Origin of the sequence: Thauera sp. (assembly GCF_035444905.1) — a bacterium.
In the GTDB taxonomy this organism is placed as follows: domain Bacteria; phylum Pseudomonadota; class Gammaproteobacteria; order Burkholderiales; family Rhodocyclaceae; genus Thauera.
The window spans coordinates 1-17,186 of the sequence record NZ_DAOMPS010000070.1; the positions used below are offsets into that span (position 1 = coordinate 1).

Genomic DNA, 17,186 nt, shown 5'->3' on the forward strand with positions numbered 1-17,186 from the left:
CTGCGCGGCTGCGCCGGACACGGACGCGGAGGGATTCGTTTCGGTCGTCGTACTCATGCGCACGCCCCATGCAAGCGATATGCCAAGCCGGGGCGACGGGCACATGCAGGCCCCAGGCGAGCTCTCCGCCCAAGGCCCTGCCGCGCTGCCACCCGGTAGCGTTCAACTCTGGCACAACGCCGCGGCCCCGTGGCGGCCGACTGTGTCACAACTGAGCAGGCCGGGAAGCTCGTTCTGCCCGTGGAAGACGGCAAACCCGGGCGCTACGGAAGCGCGATCCGCGTCGTCGGGATCGGCGGCAGCCTGGATCGCAGCGCGCCGTCATCAAGGAGATGACCGCTGAGAAATCTCGCCGGACGCCAATGGCGGGTTAGTCATCGTGGTCCGGTCGGCTGTCTCACTTTGGGCTCAGGGAGGTCATCGGCCACTGCCGCCGTTCGATTCTCCTCGGCTGCATGCAAACAGGATGTCGACTTACCCGAATTTCCAACTCGCACTACCGACCCTGACCTGCCTGAAGATGCTTGCAAGGCCGAAGTCGGCTTTCTGATCTTCAAGCTGCCAGCCTTCTCTTCATGCCCGCCTCCTCATCAGCTGACACGGTCATTGAGGCTTCGCTGCATGAGCGGCAGCCACCCCTCGTGTCGCCGCCTGAAAGTGCAATCCGGGTTGCCTGGCTCTCGCAGCGGTGGATGACCAACCCCTTGTCGATCAGCTCAACAGGATTGCGATCACTCTTGCCGGCAGCTTTCACTTGTTCGCACTAGCCTGCGCTGTGAGCTTTACTCACATAGGCGGAAGTTTAAATCGATTGTTAGTCAAGGTCTGGTTGCCTAGGATTCGTTCAACGGTCTCGGCCTGAAAGTCACAGGCGCTTCAGTTCGGGACCACTCCTTCGGATGACTAGAACAGGACGGACCAGGCTGATGCCGAACGAAAATCAACGCGCGGAGTTCCGCGCACGCTACTGGGTCGAAAGCCCCGATCCTCTGCAAAAGGTCGCCGACGTGATTGCAGGCGAACAATCAAGTGGAACCTTTCTTGCCCTCGCCAGCGAAAGCGACGATCTGAAACGCCGGTCTCGCGCTCGGGTCGTTCGTATCGACCCGCTGCCGCCGGCGCACGAACCGGCGCTGAACAGCGCCTACGTGGCGCGCCGCGGCGGTGCGGACGTCTATAACCGCGGCGAGATCGAGATCGCGTTCCCGATCGATAACGTTGGCACTAACCTCACAACGCTGATGGCTACCGTGGCTGGCAATCTGTTCGAACTGGGTGAGGTTACCGGCCTCCGGCTGCTCGATCTCGACCTGCCCGCCGAATACCTGCGTGGCTTTGCCGGCCCGCAGTTCGGAATCCAGGGCACGCGCGCCCTGACGCAGGTCCATGATCGACCGCTAATCGGCACGATCATCAAGCCGAGTATCGGCCTGACCCCAGCGCAGACGGCAGAACTCGTAGACTCGCTGTGCGCGGCAGGCATCGACTTCATCAAGGACGATGAGCTGATGGCCGACCCCCCGTATGCGTCTTTCGACGAGCGACTTCGCGCCGTAATGCCGGTACTGCACCGCCACGCCGATCGTCTGGGTCGCATGCCGATGTACGCGATCAACATCTCGGGCAGCGGCGAAGAGATGCGGCGGCGCCACGACGACGTGGTCCGCGCCGGTGGCACCTGCGTAATGGTTAGCGTCAACTGGGTTGGGTTGTCGGCGGTCGAGGACCTCCGCCGCTATGCACAGGTGCCGATCCACGGTCACCGCAACGGTTGGGGCGCATTGACGCGCTGCCCGCAACTTGGAATGGACTTCACCGCTTACCAGAAAGTCTGGCGCCTGGCGGGGGTCGATCAGCTTCACGTCAATGGCCTGCGCAGCAAGTTCTGGGAGCCCGACGAGTCCGTCATCGCTTCCGCAAAGGCTTGCATGGCGCCGCTCGGCGGACAGCCATCGATCGTCCCGGTCTTCTCCTCGGGGCAGTGGGGAGGGCAGGCACCGGACCTGTATCGGCAGCTCAAGTCGGTCGACCTGATGCACCTGGCCGGGGGCGGGATCATCGGCCACCCCAATGGCATCGCTGCAGGGGTGGACAGCATGCGGGAAGCCTGGGAGGCCGCGGTCGCTGGTGTCGACCTGGCCGAATACGCCAAGTCGCGGCCTGCGCTGAAGGGCGCCCTCGCGCAATTCTCCGGACGATAGTGCGATGGCTGCGAAAAACATCCCCGGCGCCCTCAGGCTTGCCTTTTATGGCGATGACTTCACCGGTTCGACCGATGCCTTGGAAGTCCTTGCCTTCAGCGGTCTGCGCTGCGCGCTTTTCCTGTCGGTCCCCACGCCCGCCCAGATGGAGGCGCTCGGCGACTTCGATGCCATCGGCGTAGCCGGCAGCAGCCGGGCGATGACCCCGGCGGAAATGGACACTGAACTGCCCAACGTGCTTGGCAGCCTCGCTGCCCTGCCGACGCAACTTGTTCACTACAAGGTCTGCTCGACTTTTGACAGCGCTCCGACCGTTGGAAGCATCGGCCGGGTCATCGAACTGTCGCGTGCGGCATACCCGCAGCCGCTGGTTCCAATAGTCGCTGGCACCCCTGCGCTTGGTCGGTACTGTGTCTTTGGCCATTTGTTCGCGCGCTCGGGCACCGATGGTCAGGTTTACCGCATCGACCGCCACCCAATCATGAGTGTGCACCCGGTGACGCCAATGCAAGAGTCGGATCTCGGACGCCACCTGCAGCAGCAGGCGGCACTGGACATCGGCAACATCCCGCTCACCAGCCTTGATGCTGCGCCGACCGAACTTGCCGAGCGCATCGCGTCGATGGCCTCGTCTTACCAGGGCGTGGTCTTCGATGGACTGACCGAGGCGCACCTGACCGCGACCGGCGCCTGCCTGCAGCAGATGGCGTCGGGGCGAGATGCGCCACTATTCATCGTCGGCTCCTCGGGCGTCGAGTATGCGCTGACGCAGTTCTGGAAGCAGCAGGGCCTTACACCCGAGATGGACCGTTACGAGCGGTTCGAGCCGGTCGAGCAAGTGCTGGTCGTCTCAGGTAGTGCCTCGAAGCTTAGCGAAACACAGATCCAGACGGCGGTCGCCGCCGGCTTCCGCGAAATCGCGATCGATGTCGAGGCACTGACCATCGGACCCGAAACAGGTGCCGCCGAAAAGCAGTTGGTCCGCGATGTTGTCGCTGCCCTTGCCGACGGCGCAAGCGTCGTGATGCACACCGCTCGCGGACCCGACGACCCGCGGGTGGCGCGCCTGATCCAGACTTTGCGCGCCCGCGGCTGCAGCCCGGAGCAGGCCAGGCATCAGAGCGGACGCATGGTCGCCGAACAACTCGGCACCGTGGTCAACGAAATCGTCCGCAGCCATCCGCTGCGCCGCCTCGTGCTCTCGGGCGGCGATACCTCGAGCCGCATCACCCAGGACCTGGCGCCCGATGCCCTCGAGATCCGCGCCCGTTTGGCGCCTGGCGCCCCGCTGTGCACGGTGTTGTCGTCGGCGCCTCACCTGCGCGGCCTTGAACTGGCGCTGAAGGGCGGACAGATGGGCGGCCCCGACTACTTCGTCCACGCGCTGCGAGGCAGCGCGCCGAAGGCCTGATCTTCGGCGATATCCAACTTCACTCAAGAGGAATCGAGAACATGCAGCAATCCACTTCAGAACAGCGCGTCGCGGTCGTCACCGGCGGCGCGATGGGAATCGGCGCCGAGGTTTGCCAGCGACTGTCCGCGTCGGGAATGATCGTCATTGTCGCAGATCGCGACGAGGCTGCCGCGCAGGCAACCGTCGCAGACCTGCGCGCTAAAGGTGGCGCGGCCGAGGCGCTGGCAGTCGATATCAGCGATCCCGCATCGGTGGCAAGCGCCTTCGCCGAGATCGATCGGCGTCACGGTCGCTGCGACGTGCTGGTCAACTCCGCTGGCATCGCCAAGGTCTTTCCATTCCTCGATTTCCCGCTGGATAACTTCGCCGCGACGATGGCGGTCAACGTCACGGGCGCCTTCTTGTGCTGCCAGCAGGCGGCACGGCTGATGGCGCGACGCAAGTGGGGGCGAATCGTCAACATCGCCTCCGTGGCCGGCATGCGTGCGGTTGGCAGCGGACGCACGGCCTATGGCACATCGAAGGGTGCAGTGATCGCCCTGACCCGGCAGATGGCGGTCGAACTGGCCGAGCACGGGGTCACCGCCAATGCGGTCGCTCCCGGACCGGTGGACACCCCGATGACGCGAACCCTGCACACAGAGCAGTTCCGCCGCGAATACTCGAACGCAATCCCCATGAACCGCTACGGAACGACTGGGGAAATCGCAGCGGCAGTGATGTACCTGGTGTCGGAAGACGCAGGTTACGTGACCGGCATCGCCCTGCCGGTCGATGGAGGCTTCCTGGCCTCTGGCGCCAGGGGCATTTGACCTATCTGTTACCCCCAAGTGGAAAGAGGAGACGACACATGAACAAGCGCAACTTTATCGCGAGCATTTCTCTCGCAGTGGCATCGGTCTTCGTTGTCGCGCCCGCAGCGGCGCAGGACGTCAAGGCCAGGTTGGGGCACGTCTTCGCCGCCAACAGCCCGATGGATCAGGCGGCGCAGGAGTTCGCGAAGCTGGTGGGCGAGCGCACCAACGGCAAGATCAGCATCACCGTCTTCCCGGCCAACCAGCTTGGCGGAGAGATGGCGCAGGCACGCGAACTGTCCCGCGGCTCGCTCGAGCTGGCACTGCTCAACCCCGGCTCGCTCGCCGGACTGAACCCGCTGCTCGACATCCACTACCTGCCGTACATCGCCACCGATTTCAAGATGGTCGACGCGATCTTCTACAACCCGAAGGGCGTGCTGCAGACAACGCTGCGCGAGACGCTCGGCAAGCTGAACATCGAAACCCTCAGCTTCTTCGAACTGGAGTTCCGCGCGGTCACCAACTCCAACCGGCCGATAGAAAGTCCATCCGACATGAAGGGGCTCAAGCTGCGCGTCCCCGGCTCGGCCGCGATCAAGACGTTCTTCGAAGATGCCGGTACCCAGGTCGTGGTGATGCCGTTCTCGGAATTGTTTACTGCGCTGCAGCAGAAGACAGTCGATGGCCAGGACAACGGCGCCAGCATCACCTATGAGTCGCGCCTCTTCGAGACGCAGAAGTACATGACGCTGACCAACCATGTCTATGCGATGGGCACGGTCGCGTCGAGCTCGCGCTTCTGGTCGAAGTTGTCCGATGCCGAGAAGAAGATCCTCACCGACACCGCCGATGAGGTCACCAAGAAGCAGATCCAGAAGAACCGTGAGATGAACGCGCAGTTCCTGAAGAAAATCGAGGAGGGCGGCATCAAGGTGACTCGGCCCTCTGCGCAGGCGATGGCCGAGTTCGAGAAGGTGGGGCAGCACGTGTGGGAAAAGCTTGCTTCGACCTACGGGGCTGAGCGCATCGAAGCCCTTCGCCAAGAGGCCGCCGCAGCGCGGCAGCAGTGATGGAGGCGGCCATGTCAGCATTACGACGTACAAGTAGCTTGTTTCAGTCAGTCGAAAGACAGGCCTTTCGTGCGGAGAAGTGGGTCTGCATCGCTTCACTTGTCGCCATGCTGCTGGCCGTTACCGTCAGCGTCGTGGTCCGCTACTTCAACCTGGTACTTCCCGACGCTGGCGAGATCGCCATCTTCGCGATGGCGCCACTGACCTTCGTCGGCGCAGCGATGTGCACCTACACCGGCACGCACATCGCCGTCGACATCATCCACCACGTCAACAACCACCAGGTGCGCCGGCTTGGCCGGGTGGTCGTGGCGCTCGCGATGATCGTCTTCGGTGCCGTGTATTTCCACACCGCGCTGGATTTCTTCCAGACCGCGCTCAGCTCCGGTGAACGCGGCCTCGATCTCGGCACGCCCGTGGCGGTCCCGGCCTTCTTCTTTCCCCTTGGCATGGCTCTGGTGCTGCTGCATGCGGTCGCGGAACTGCTCCGTGCTGCCACTGATGAGCCGCCGCCGGCCTTCGAGGAACTGTCATGATTCTCGGTCCAACCCTCATCCTGATCCTGCTGTGCGGCGTACCGGTCGGCATCGCCTTCACCTTGCTGGTCATTGCCAACGCCGAACGCTGGAACATCGACTGGTCGGTGCTGCCGTCCATCACCTTCGACACCATCACCGTCTTCCCGTTGCTGGCCATCCCGCTGTTCTTGTTGGGGGGCCAGCTAATGAGCCACGGCGGCCTGATTCGCCAACTCACCGCCGTGTGCGACATATTCATCGGTCGGGTGCGGGCACACCTTGGCCACGTGATGGTGCTGTCAAGCGCGCTGATGGGCGCCATCACCGGCTCGTCCGTGGCCACGGTGGCAGCGATCGGCAGCACGGTCGGCAAGGAAATGATCGATCGTGGTTACTCGCCTGGATACACCGCGGCGCTCAATGCCTCGGCAGGTCTCCTTGGTGTGCTGATTCCGCCGTCGATTCCGCTGATCCTTTACGGCTCGATCGTCGGTGTCTCGATCACGCAGCTTTTCCTGGCTTCGTTGATGCCGGGCATCTTGATGATTATCGCGTTCATGATCGTGCACGCCTCGCTAGCACGCCGAGTGCTTCCCGGCGGCAAGGAGAAGCCTCCCGCCTCGGTTGGCTCAGAGTCGGCGTCTGCGACGGCGGTTGTCACTCGGCGTTCGAGCGTCTTCGTCAAGGCGCTGCCAGCGCTGATGTTGCCAGTGCTGGTCCTCGGGGGCATCTACTCTGGCATCTTCACGCCAACCGAGGCGGCTGCCGTCGCCGCGGTCTACGCGCTGCTCGTCACGGTCGCGAACCGTACGGTCGGAGCGCGCAACCTGGAGAAGATCTTTCTGAGCACGGCGCTGTCGGCCGCGGCGATCCTAGTGATCATCGGCTTCACCAGCGTCTTTAACCGCGCCATGGTGCTCGAGCAGATTCCGCAGTCGATCGCTGCATGGGCAATTACGGTGACTGACAGCCCGCTCGTGTTTCTCCTGATCGTGAACGTCATCCTGCTCGTGGTCGGCATGTTCATGGAGACCAATGCTGCGACGCTGTTGATGGGGCCGTTGTTGGCGCCGACTGCGGTGCAGTACGGCATCGACCCGATCCACTTCGCGATCATCCTGGTGACCAATATCGAGCTCGGCCTGCTGACTCCGCCACTGGCGGCCAACCTCTACGTCGCGGCGCGGACCAACCGCGTACCGATCATTGACTTGCTCAGGCACCTCGGCTGGTTCTTGGTGGCATGCCTCGTGATGATGGCCGTGATCACCTACGTTCCGCAGGTATCGCTCTGGTACCGGCTGTTCTGATCGGCACTGTCGCAGCGAACAACTGCGACAGCGCCGAGCGGCAGCACAGGTGACAGGCGGTGCTCGCCGCACGCCTGCTCTGACTCGGGTGCCACCACGGCACCCGCCCCCCACACACACCCTAACCCCTTTGCCGCCGAGGCGGCGTGAGAGCGACCATGCTAGGCAAGAGCACCAAGATCCTCGCGACCGTCGGGCCCGCAAGCGCCGACGAGCAAACATTACGCCTCCTGGTTGAGGCTGGGGCGGACGTCTTCCGCCTGAATTTCAGCCACGGCACGCACGACGACCACCGTGCCGTGTATCAGCGCATCCGCGCCGTCGAGGAGGGCCTCGGCCGTCCGATCGGTGTGCTGATCGACCTGCAGGGGCCGAAACTTCGCCTGGGCACCTTCGCCGAAGGCGGCGTCACGCTCGCACGCGGTGACCGTATCCGCTTCGACCTCGATCCCACACCGGGCGATGCGAGCCGAGTCTCGATTCCACACCCGGAAATCATCGCCGCCGTCGGTCCCGGCCACGTGCTATTGGTCGACGATGGCAAGATGCGGCTCAAGGTCGTCGCCAAGCGCGAAGGCGTGCTGGAGATGGAAGCGCTGACCGACGGACGCCTGTCCGACCGCAAGGGCGTCAATGTCCCCGACGTCGCGCTGCCGCTCTCCGCGCTCACCGCCAAGGACCGCCGGGACCTCGCCTTCGGTCTGGAGCTGGGCATCGACTGGGTTGCGCTGTCCTTCGTCCAGCGCGCCGAGGACATCGCCGAGGCGCGCGCGCTGATCGGCGACAAGGCGCTGCTGATGGCCAAGATCGAGAAGCCGTCGGCGCTGGTCGAGCTCGAAGGAATCATCGCACTCGCCGACGGCATCATGGTCGCGCGCGGCGACCTCGGCGTGGAGCTGCCGCCCGAGGACGTGCCCGGTCTGCAGAAGCGCATCGTGCGGCTGTGCCGCCGCGCCGGCAAGCCGGTGGTCGTCGCGACGCAGATGCTCGAATCGATGATCTCGGCCCCCGCACCCACCCGTGCGGAAGCCTCCGACGTCGCCACCGCGGTGTTCGACGGCGCCGACGCGGTAATGCTGTCGGCGGAAACCGCGTCGGGCAAGTACCCCACCGACGCGCTCGCGATGATGGCCCGCATCATTGCCCGCACCGAGGCCGACCCGCTGCAGCGCCAGCTGATGGAAGCGGTCGGTGCCGATCCAAAGGGCACGGCGACCGACGCGATCGGCACCGCGATCCGCGCGGTGGCGGCGACGCTGCCGCTGTCCGCGACGGTCGCGTTCACCGCCTCGGGCTCGACGGCGCTGCGGATTGCGCATCAGCGTCCGCGCTCGCCGATCCTGGGCCTCACTCCCTCGCAGTCGGTCGCCCGCCGCCTTTGCGTCGTGTGGGGCGTGCGTTCCCGCCGCTCGGTCGAAGCCTGCGCGGTCGAGGAGATCGTCAACGTCGCGCTCGAGCACTGCCGTGCCGAAGGCCTCACCGCGCCGGGCCAGGCCGTCGTCATCACCGCCGGCGTGCCCTTCGGCACCCCCGGCAGCACCAACCTGCTGCGCCTCGCGTGGCCTGAGGGCGAACGAGCAAGCTGACTCGCCCCCCACCCGGGCGAGAGACCGCGATCCGGACTGCTTGATCCCCGATCGTTCTTCCGCTCGCCCCTGCACCCTCCAGCCCTGACCGGAACCCTGAATGACCATGACCGCCATCACCTCGATCGAAGCCCTCGAAATCCTCGACTCCCGCGGCAACCCGACCCTGCAGGCCACCGTGCGCCTAGCCTCCGGCCACGCCGGAACCGCTGGGGTCCCCTCCGGCGCCTCCACCGGCGCGCGCGAAGCGCTTGAGCTGCGCGACGGCGACGCTGCCCGCTTCGGCGGCAAGGGCGTGACCAAGGCGCTCGCCAACGTCGAAGGCCCGATCGCCGCCGCCCTGAAGGGGCGCGATGCCCGCGACCAGGGCGCGATCGATGCGCTGCTCTGCAAACTCGACGGCAGCGCTGACAAGTCGCACCTCGGCGCCAACGCACTGCTTGCGGTCTCGCTCGCCACCGCCCACGCCGCGGCGAATGCGCAATCCATCCCGCTCTACCGCCACCTCGGCGACGCTGCGCGCGGCTTCGAGCTGCCGGTGCCGCTGATGAACGTCATGAACGGCGGCGCGCACGCGAACAACAGCCTCGACATCCAGGAATGCATGATCGTGCCGCACGGGTTCGATCGATTCGGCGATGCGCTGCGCGCCGGCGTCGGCGTGTTCCACGCGCTGAAGTCGCTGCTCGACAAGAAGGGCTACCCCACCTCCGTCGGGGACGAAGGCGGCTTCGCGCCCAACGTCAGCGGCACCCGCGAAGCGCTTGAGCTGATCCTGGAGGCGATTGGTCGCGCTGGCTACAAGCCCGGTTCGGAGATCGCGCTCGCGCTCGACTGCGCCGCGTCCGAATTCCACCGTGACGACGCCTACCACCTCGAAGGCGAAGGCAAGCGCTACTCGCGCGCCGAATTCTGCGGCTACCTCGCGGAGCTCGTCGGCGACTACCCCATCGTCAGCATCGAGGACGGCATGGCCGAAGACGACTGGGCAGGCTGGGGCGTGCTCACCGACCGTCTCGGTCGCCGTGTGCAGCTCGTCGGCGACGACCTCTTCGTCACCAACACCGAGATCCTCGCCAAGGGCATCGAAAAGGGCATCGCCAACGCGATCCTGATCAAGCCGAACCAGATCGGCACGCTCAGCGAGACGCTCGCCGCGATGGAAATGGCGCGCCGCGCCGGCTACGCGTCGATCGCCTCGCACCGCTCGGGCGAAACCGGTGACACGACGATTGCCGACCTCGCTGTGGCGACCGCCTGCGGCCAGATCAAGACCGGCTCGGCAAGCCGCTCCGACCGCGTCGAGAAGTACAACCGCTTGCTCGCGATCGAGCGCGAACTGGGCGCCGACGCGCGCTTCGCGGGTACCAAGGCCTTCGCGTCGCGCTGAACGCGGCGACGCAGCGATTGCGCTCCAACCGGCATCGCATCAACGCTCACTCGCTGGCGGTGGTGCCGGTCCTTCCTATTCCATACGGTCCCGTCGTGCGGCGGACCAATTGCCTTCCGGAGTCCTGCCGTGAACGCTGCCCCGAACGCTGATCTCAACCCGGGCAAGGACCAGGCCCTGCGCGAAGACATCCGTCTGCTCGGGCGGCTGCTCGGCGAAATCGTACGCACCCGCGAGGGCGAGGCGGTATTCGAACTCGTCGAGCGCATCCGCCGCAATTCCATCCGCTTCCACCGCGACGCTGATCACGGCGCACGCGTGGAGCTGGAGGCCGCCCTCGACCAACTCTCGCGCGAAGACACCCTGCACGTCGTGCGTGCCTTCAGCTACTTCTCCCACCTCGCGAACCTCGCCGAGGACCAGCACCACATCCGCCGCTCGCGCGCGCACCTCATCGCGGGCTCCGCGCCGCGCGAAGGCAGCCTCACGCTGGCGATGCAGCGCGCTTTCGACGCTGGTCTCGACGTGACGGCGCTGGCCGACTTCTTCGCCACCGCCCGCATCGCTCCGGTGCTCACGGCTCATCCGACCGAGGTGCAGCGGAAGAGCATTCTCAACTGCCACACCGCGATCGCGCGCCTGCTCGACCTGCGCGACCGCATGCAGCTCACGCCCGACGAGCGCCGCGACAACGACGACGCGCTGCGCCGCGGGGTGCTGACATTGTGGCAGACGCGCATGCTGCGCCCGACTAAGCTGTCGGTCGTCGACGAGGTGAACAACGGCCTCGGCTACCACGACACCACCTTCCTGCGCGAAGTCCCGCGCCTGCATGTTGCGGTCGAAGACGCGCTGACAGAGCGCGACCCGCGCCTCGCCGGACGCGAGTTGCCATCCTTCTTGCAGGTAGGCAGCTGGATCGGCGGCGACCGCGACGGCAATCCCTACGTGACCGCCGACATGCTCGACAAGGCGCTGCGCATGCAGTGTCGCCGGGTGCTCGAGCAGTATCTCGCCGAACTTGAGATCCTCGCCTCGCAACTCTCGCTGGCCGCGCTTCTTGTGCCGATGTCCGACGCGCTAACGGCGCTCGCCGACGCCTCGCCGGACCGCTCGCCCCATCGCAGCGACGAACCTTACCGCCGCGCCGTCGCCGGCATTCACGCCCGCGTGCAGGCCACCCGCCACGCGCTCCTCGGCGGCCCGGCAAGCCCCGCGTCGGACGCGGCGCAGCCCTACGCCAGCGCCGCGGCGCTCGGCGCCGACCTCGACGTCGTGCATGACTCGCTCGTCGCCCACGGCTCGGCCGAACTCGCACACGGTCGCCTGCGCCACATCCGCCGCGCCGTGTCGGTGTTCGGCTTCCACCTGGCGCCGATCGACCTGCGCCAGAATTCCGAGGTGCATGAGCGCGTGGTGGCCGAATTGTTCGAAGTGGCCCATCCCAGCACCGGCTACCTGACACTCGACGAGACCGACCGCGTCGACCTGCTGCTCGACGAGCTTGCCACCGCACGCCCGCTCGCCTCGCCGCACTACGCCTACTCGGCCGAGACGGCGTCGGAGCTCGCCATCTTCGCCATGGCGCGCGACGCGCACTGGCACTACGGCCCCGCGTCGGTGCCCAACTGCATCATCTCCAAGGCCGACGGCGTCTCCGACCTGCTCGAAGTGGCGCTGCTTCTCAAGGAAGCCGGCCTGCTCGACCCTCACGCGGGCACCCTTGCGGTGAACGTCATCCCCCTCTTCGAGACGATTGCCGATCTGCAGGCGAGCGGCCCGATCATGGACCGGCTGCTCTCGCTGCCCGCGTGGCAGCGCCTGCTCGACTCGCGCGGACGCACCCAGGAAGTGATGCTCGGCTATTCCGACTCCAACAAGGACGGCGGCTTCCTCACCTCCGGCTGGGAGCTGTACAAGGCCGAGATTGCGCTGGTGGAGGTCTTCCGACGCCACGACGTGCGCTTGCGTCTGTTCCACGGTCGCGGCGGCGCCGTCGGCCGAGGCGGCGGCCCGAGCTACGAGGCCATCCTCGCGCAGCCCGGCGGCGCGGTGCAGGGCCAGATCCGCCTCACCGAACAGGGTGAGATCATCGGCGCCAAGTACGGCAACCCTGAAGTCGGCCGCCGCAACCTCGAAGTGCTGGTCTCCGCAACGCTCGAGGCGACGTTGCTGTCCGGCAAGGAAGCGGCCCCGCGCGAGGACTTCCTCGCAGCGATGGACGAACTCTCCGACGCGGCCTTCCGCGCCTACCGAGCGATGGTGTACGAAACTGACGGCTTCGAGACCTATTTCCGCGAGTCCACCATCGTCGACGAGATCGCCCAGCTCAACATTGGCTCGCGTCCGGCCGCGCGCAAGAAAACCTTCGCGATCGAGGATCTTCGCGCGATCCCCTGGGTGTTCAGCTGGTCGCAATGCCGCCTGATGCTGCCCGGCTGGTTCGGATTCGGCGCCGCCGTCACCGATTACCTCGACCGCCACGGTGCCGTTGGCCTCGAACGACTGCAGGCGATGCACCGCGAGTGGCCCTTCTTCGCGACGCTGCTCTCGAACATGGACATGGTGCTCGCCAAGAGCGACATCGCCATCGCCAGCCGCTACGCCGGTCTCGTGCGCGATGCGGCCTTGCGCGACTCGATCTTCCCGCGCATCCGCGCCGAACACGAGGCGACCGTCGCGGCCTTGCTGAAGATCACGGGCCAGGACGAGCTCCTCGACGCCAACCCGCTGCTGAAGCGCTCGATCCGCAACCGCTTCCCCTACCTCGACCCGCTCAACCACGTGCAGGTCGAACTCCTGCGCCGCCACCGCGAAGGGGCCGACGACGAACGCATCCGCCGCGGCATCCACCTCTCGATCAACGGCATCGCGGCAGGCCTGCGGAACAGCGGATGAGCCTGCGCAGGAGCTTGGCCGGCCGGCGTCACTAGCGGACGTATACCCTGCGGCCGGCCGACTTCCGCCGCGCGGGTATGGCGGCGTCCTATGGTAAAAAACGAATCTTTCGACCCTCACAGGTGGGCATCAGCATGCTAAAAAGGCTCTCGTCTTTCCCCGGCGTTGCCGGCCCGGTCGTTGTCATCGTCATGGATGGCTACGGCATTGCCAAGACCGATGTCGGCAGCGCCATTGCCGCCGCGAAGAAGCCAACGCTCGACGCGCTGTTCGCCAGATACCCGAATATCACGCTGCGCGCACACGGCACCGCGGTCGGCATGCCGTCGGACGACGACATGGGCAACTCGGAGGTCGGCCACAACGCCATCGGCGCGGGTCAGGTGTATGCGCAGGGCGCAGCGCTGGTCGCCGGTGCAATCGCCTCGGGCGCCATCTGGCACGGCGCAGCGTGGCAGCAGGTGGTCGCCGGCGCCAAGGCCGGCCGCGGCGTGCTGCACTTCATCGGCCTGTTCTCTGACGGCAACGTGCATAGCCACATCGACCACCTCAAGGCAATGGTGCAGCGCGCGCGCGACGAAGGCGTGAAGGCGGTGCGCATCCACGCGCTGATCGACGGCCGCGACGTGCCCGAGACCAGCGCGCTCGAATACGTCGAGCCCTTTGAGGCCTTCCTCGCTGAGCTGCAGGCAAGCGACTTCGACGCGCAGATCGCCTCCGGTGGCGGGCGCATGACGATCACCATGGACCGCTACGACGCCAACTGGAAGATGGTCGAACAGGGCTGGCATACCCACGTGCTGGGTCGCGGAACACAATTCGCCAGCGCATCGGAAGCCGTGCGGGCGCTGCGCGCAAAGCACCCCGGCACCATCGACCAGGACCTGCCCGCCTTCGTCATTGGCAAGGACGGCCAGCCGGTCGGCACCATCGAGGACGGTGACGCGGTCGTCTTCTTCAACTTCCGCGGAGACCGCGCGATCGAGATCACGCGGGCCTTCGAGGAAGGCGCCGACTTCGACAAGTTCGACCGCATCCGTGTGCCCAAGGTGACCTACGCCGGTATGCTGCAGTATGACGGCGATCTCAAGCAGCCCAAGCGCTTCCTCGTCGATCCGCCGGCGATCCGCAACACCATGAGCGAGTGGTTCTCGAAATCCGGCATCGCGCAGTTCGCGTGCTCGGAGACGCAGAAGTTCGGCCACGTCACCTACTTCTGGAACGGCAACCGCTCGAACAAGTTCGACGGCGAGACCTGGCAGGAGGTACCGAGCGACGTCGTGCCCTTCGAGCAGCGCCCGTGGATGAAGGCCGCCGAGATCACCGACGCGATCATCGCCGCGATCCAATCCGGCCAGTACAAGGTCCTGCGCTGCAACTACGCCAACGGAGACATGGTCGGCCACTCGGGCCATTTCCGCGCCGCGACGATGTCGGTCGAGGCCGTCGACCTCGCGCTCTCGCGCCTGTTGCCCGCGATCGACGCGGCCGGCGGCGTCGCCCTGATCACCGCCGACCACGGCAACGCCGACGAAATGTTCGAGCTCGACAAGAAGACCCGGCAGCCGGCGCAGAATGCCGACGGCTCGTTCAAGGCCAAGACCGCGCACACGCTCAACCCGGTGCCGCTGATCCTCTACGACAACGTCAGCGGCGACATGCTCGGGTTGAAGGCGATTAAAGGTGCAGGCCTGTCGAACATCGCAGCAACAGTGGCAAACCTGATCGGCTTCGAGCGGCACGAAGCCTGGGACGCGAGTCTGCTGTTAGTGCGCTGAGCCCCGTTCGGCGGAATTGAGGTGGCGCTGGACGGTGCCGACGATTCTGATAGTGGGCGGTACTAGCCTGACCGAAGAGCGATGGCGGCGGCGCGACACGCTGGTGGCGATAGCGGCGAGCCGGGCGGTCGCCACTGCACTGGCGACTACACGCTACAGCAGGAGCGTTTGTATCAACGACCGCCTGAACCCGTCGGCGCTCAGGCAGTTGCTTGCGGCACTTAATCCGCGTCCACGACAACACCTGACCCGCCTCGCTGGCTTGGTTGCGCTGGACGCGCAACATATAAAACCTAAAGGACAGGGTGCGGTCCCGCCCACCCATTCGTGCTGACCTTCCGTCGAGTCACTGCGGATCCGATCTGGGACAATTCGCCCCACGATCGCCTATGCGCCGTCTTCTTTCGGCAGCTTCACTGACGATCGCGTTGCTGGCATTCGACGGCCCGAGTTCACCTTGACCACGTCTTGCAAACGCAGCGCTGGCGGCGCTGAAACGTTCTCCTCATTCCCGCAGGTTTCCTTCAATTCCTCACTTAACCATTGAGCGAGGGCACGTACATCTGTCCTGGAACTCACGTGCGGCGCAAGCCACAGGACCAACTTGTAAGGGCCAGGGACAAAACCAAAGGGGGCAACGAGTTTCCCGGAGCGAAGATCATCCAAGACCAGCATGCGCGGCACGGTGGCTACGCCGAGGCCACAGATCACCGCCTGAATCATCAAGTAGAAGTGATCATAATAGTCACTCACGGACAACTCCTCCCCCTGGTACCCGAAAGCCGAGGTCCAATCGTGCCACGCTTGCGGTCTCGTCTTCGGCGCCAGTCGTCGCGCTGCAGCCAGATCGTCGAAAGAGCGTAGCCGCGCCGACCGCATGTACTCAGGTGAGCATACGAGGCCGATATGCTCGACAGCCAGTTCGCGGACGACGACATCCGGCGGTGGCTTGATCATCGAATTGCGGATTGCGACCGCGATCTTGTCCCGTATCGCATCGTAGCGACCGAAGTTCATGTCGAAATGCAGTTCGACGTCCGGGTGCCGCTCGTGGAAGCGTGAAATCCTCGGCATCAGCCAATACATCATGATCGACGTCGAACAAGACAGCGTTAGAGGGCCGGGCTTCAACTCCTCAATGCTAGCCTGGATCCGCGCGAACGCCGCCGCTAGGCCCTCGGCCAAGCGCGCACCCTCGACCGTCGGATCGGTGGAGTGCGGCCCCCGGATCAGCAATGTCACTCCGAGCAACTCCTCCAGGGCCCTTATATGGCGACTGACGGCACCATGTGTTACCGACAGTTCTTCGCCCGCCGCCGTCACGCTGCGCAACCGTGCCGCCGCCTCAAAGGCGCGCAGCGCATTCAGTGACGGTCGGGGTGTCTGCATGGCCAGCCAGCCTGTAATCCAAAGGCACCACGTTCGAATGTCATCACGGATGGATCCCCTGCATCACCATTTGGGTCTCGTTATCGTCGCCGAGTGCGTTCCATCGCGGGCTCGATTTGGTCGATCATCCCCCGCACCATCAGACCACCAATCTCGGTCGTCGCGCCGCACTCATCAAGCGCCTGACCGAAAGCAGACGACAGGGGCCAAGGCTCACCCCCACAAGCGATAGGGATCCGGAGCTGGGCCGAAGCGCGAGAAGCATACCTTAGAAAAATACGTTCAGTTTGTGACCGAGCGCAGTCGTCTTCAAGGGGCTATGGCCAGCAGATTGAGCGGCCCCCGGCTGAGAGTCATTATCCGGACACCAACAATTGGGCTGCAAGGATCGTCACCTGTCTAAGTACCAAGGGATACTGCCGGCCGGTCAAGGATCAGTTACCCGCCCTTCGCATTGCGCGAACTTTCGCACCCGCTATGTCTCTTGATGGCCGGCTGCCGCTATTGAAAACCGCATCCGCATAGCGGCCGTTGATCGCGGATCGAGGCCATCCGTGAGCGTCATGTCAGGCCGACGACTTGCCCTACGCCATCAGATCTCGATCTGCTCGTCGATCTCCAGTGCGTCGTCCGCCTCAATACCCAAACACCGCAAGGTCGGCACGAGCTTGGAGTGGCCCAGCAGGAACTGAACGGCCCGCAGGTTCTTCGTGCGCTTGTAGATCAAGATCGCCTTCGTACGCCGCATCGAGTGCGTACCGTAGGCCGATGGATCGAGACCGCCGGGGTTCGACACTTCACCCCGATTTTCGCCCCTTTTTGGAAAGTGCTTCCA

11 protein-coding genes and 1 pseudogene are annotated in these 17,186 nt (G+C 65.2%); 10 read left to right on the plus strand and 2 right to left on the minus strand.

Translation table 11 applies throughout. From position 1 onward, the window contains the following. The first annotated feature begins 926 nt into the window (after window positions 1–926). The 10 genes from PLC66_RS20035 to gpmI all read left to right on the plus strand — a co-directional run bounded on the left by PLC66_RS20035 (window position 927) and on the right by gpmI (window position 14,962). A complete protein-coding gene (locus PLC66_RS20035) occupies window positions 927–2,201 on the plus strand; it encodes a ribulose-bisphosphate carboxylase large subunit family protein (protein WP_324543799.1) in 1,275 nt (424 codons plus the stop codon). Window positions 2,202–2,205: 4 nt separating this feature from the next. Next, window positions 2,206–3,612 (plus strand): four-carbon acid sugar kinase family protein, encoded by a 1,407-nt coding sequence (locus PLC66_RS20040; protein ID WP_324543801.1) that lies wholly within the window; start codon window positions 2,206–2,208, stop codon window positions 3,610–3,612. A 41-nt stretch (window positions 3,613–3,653) separates the two neighbouring features. After that, complete coding sequence (locus PLC66_RS20045) at window positions 3,654–4,427, plus strand: SDR family NAD(P)-dependent oxidoreductase (RefSeq protein WP_324543802.1); 774 nt, start codon at window positions 3,654–3,656, stop codon at window positions 4,425–4,427. Between the two features lie 38 nt (window positions 4,428–4,465). After that, window positions 4,466–5,482, plus strand: coding sequence for a TRAP transporter substrate-binding protein (locus tag PLC66_RS20050; protein WP_324543804.1), 1,017 nt, complete (start codon window positions 4,466–4,468; stop codon window positions 5,480–5,482). 107 nt (window positions 5,483–5,589) lie between these two features. Further along, window positions 5,590–6,018 (plus strand): TRAP transporter small permease, encoded by a 429-nt coding sequence (locus PLC66_RS20055; RefSeq protein WP_324543806.1) that lies wholly within the window; start codon window positions 5,590–5,592, stop codon window positions 6,016–6,018. Further along, on the plus strand, window positions 6,015–7,310 hold the full coding sequence (locus tag PLC66_RS20060; protein ID WP_324543808.1) for a TRAP transporter large permease: 1,296 nt from the start codon (window positions 6,015–6,017) through the stop codon (window positions 7,308–7,310). Before PLC66_RS20055 ends, PLC66_RS20060 begins: the two co-directional genes overlap by 4 nt. Window positions 7,311–7,468: 158 nt before the next feature. Next, window positions 7,469–8,896, plus strand: coding sequence for a pyruvate kinase (pyk, locus tag PLC66_RS20065; protein WP_324543810.1), 1,428 nt, complete (start codon window positions 7,469–7,471; stop codon window positions 8,894–8,896). Between the two features lie 106 nt (window positions 8,897–9,002). Beyond that, window positions 9,003–10,286, plus strand: a complete 1,284-nt coding sequence (gene eno / locus PLC66_RS20070) for a phosphopyruvate hydratase (RefSeq protein WP_324543818.1) — start codon at window positions 9,003–9,005, stop codon at window positions 10,284–10,286. A gap of 129 nt (window positions 10,287–10,415) precedes the next feature. Then, window positions 10,416–13,184 carry a phosphoenolpyruvate carboxylase gene (ppc, locus tag PLC66_RS20075; RefSeq protein ID WP_324543812.1) on the plus strand — a complete coding sequence of 923 codons (2,769 nt, stop codon included), beginning with the start codon at window positions 10,416–10,418 and terminating at the stop codon, window positions 13,182–13,184. Between the two features lie 134 nt (window positions 13,185–13,318). Next, window positions 13,319–14,962, plus strand: a complete 1,644-nt coding sequence (gene gpmI / locus PLC66_RS20080) for a 2,3-bisphosphoglycerate-independent phosphoglycerate mutase (protein ID WP_324543814.1) — start codon at window positions 13,319–13,321, stop codon at window positions 14,960–14,962. A gap of 387 nt (window positions 14,963–15,349) precedes the next feature. Here gpmI and PLC66_RS20085 read toward each other — a convergent pair whose 3' ends face one another. Both PLC66_RS20085 and PLC66_RS20090 read right to left on the minus strand, forming a co-directional pair. After that, window positions 15,350–16,351, minus strand: coding sequence for a LysR substrate-binding domain-containing protein (locus tag PLC66_RS20085; protein ID WP_324543816.1), 1,002 nt, complete (start codon window positions 16,349–16,351; stop codon window positions 15,350–15,352). Window positions 16,352–16,943: 592 nt separating this feature from the next. After that, window positions 16,944–17,186: pseudogene (locus tag PLC66_RS20090) on the minus strand (hypothetical protein); the annotation flags it as partial.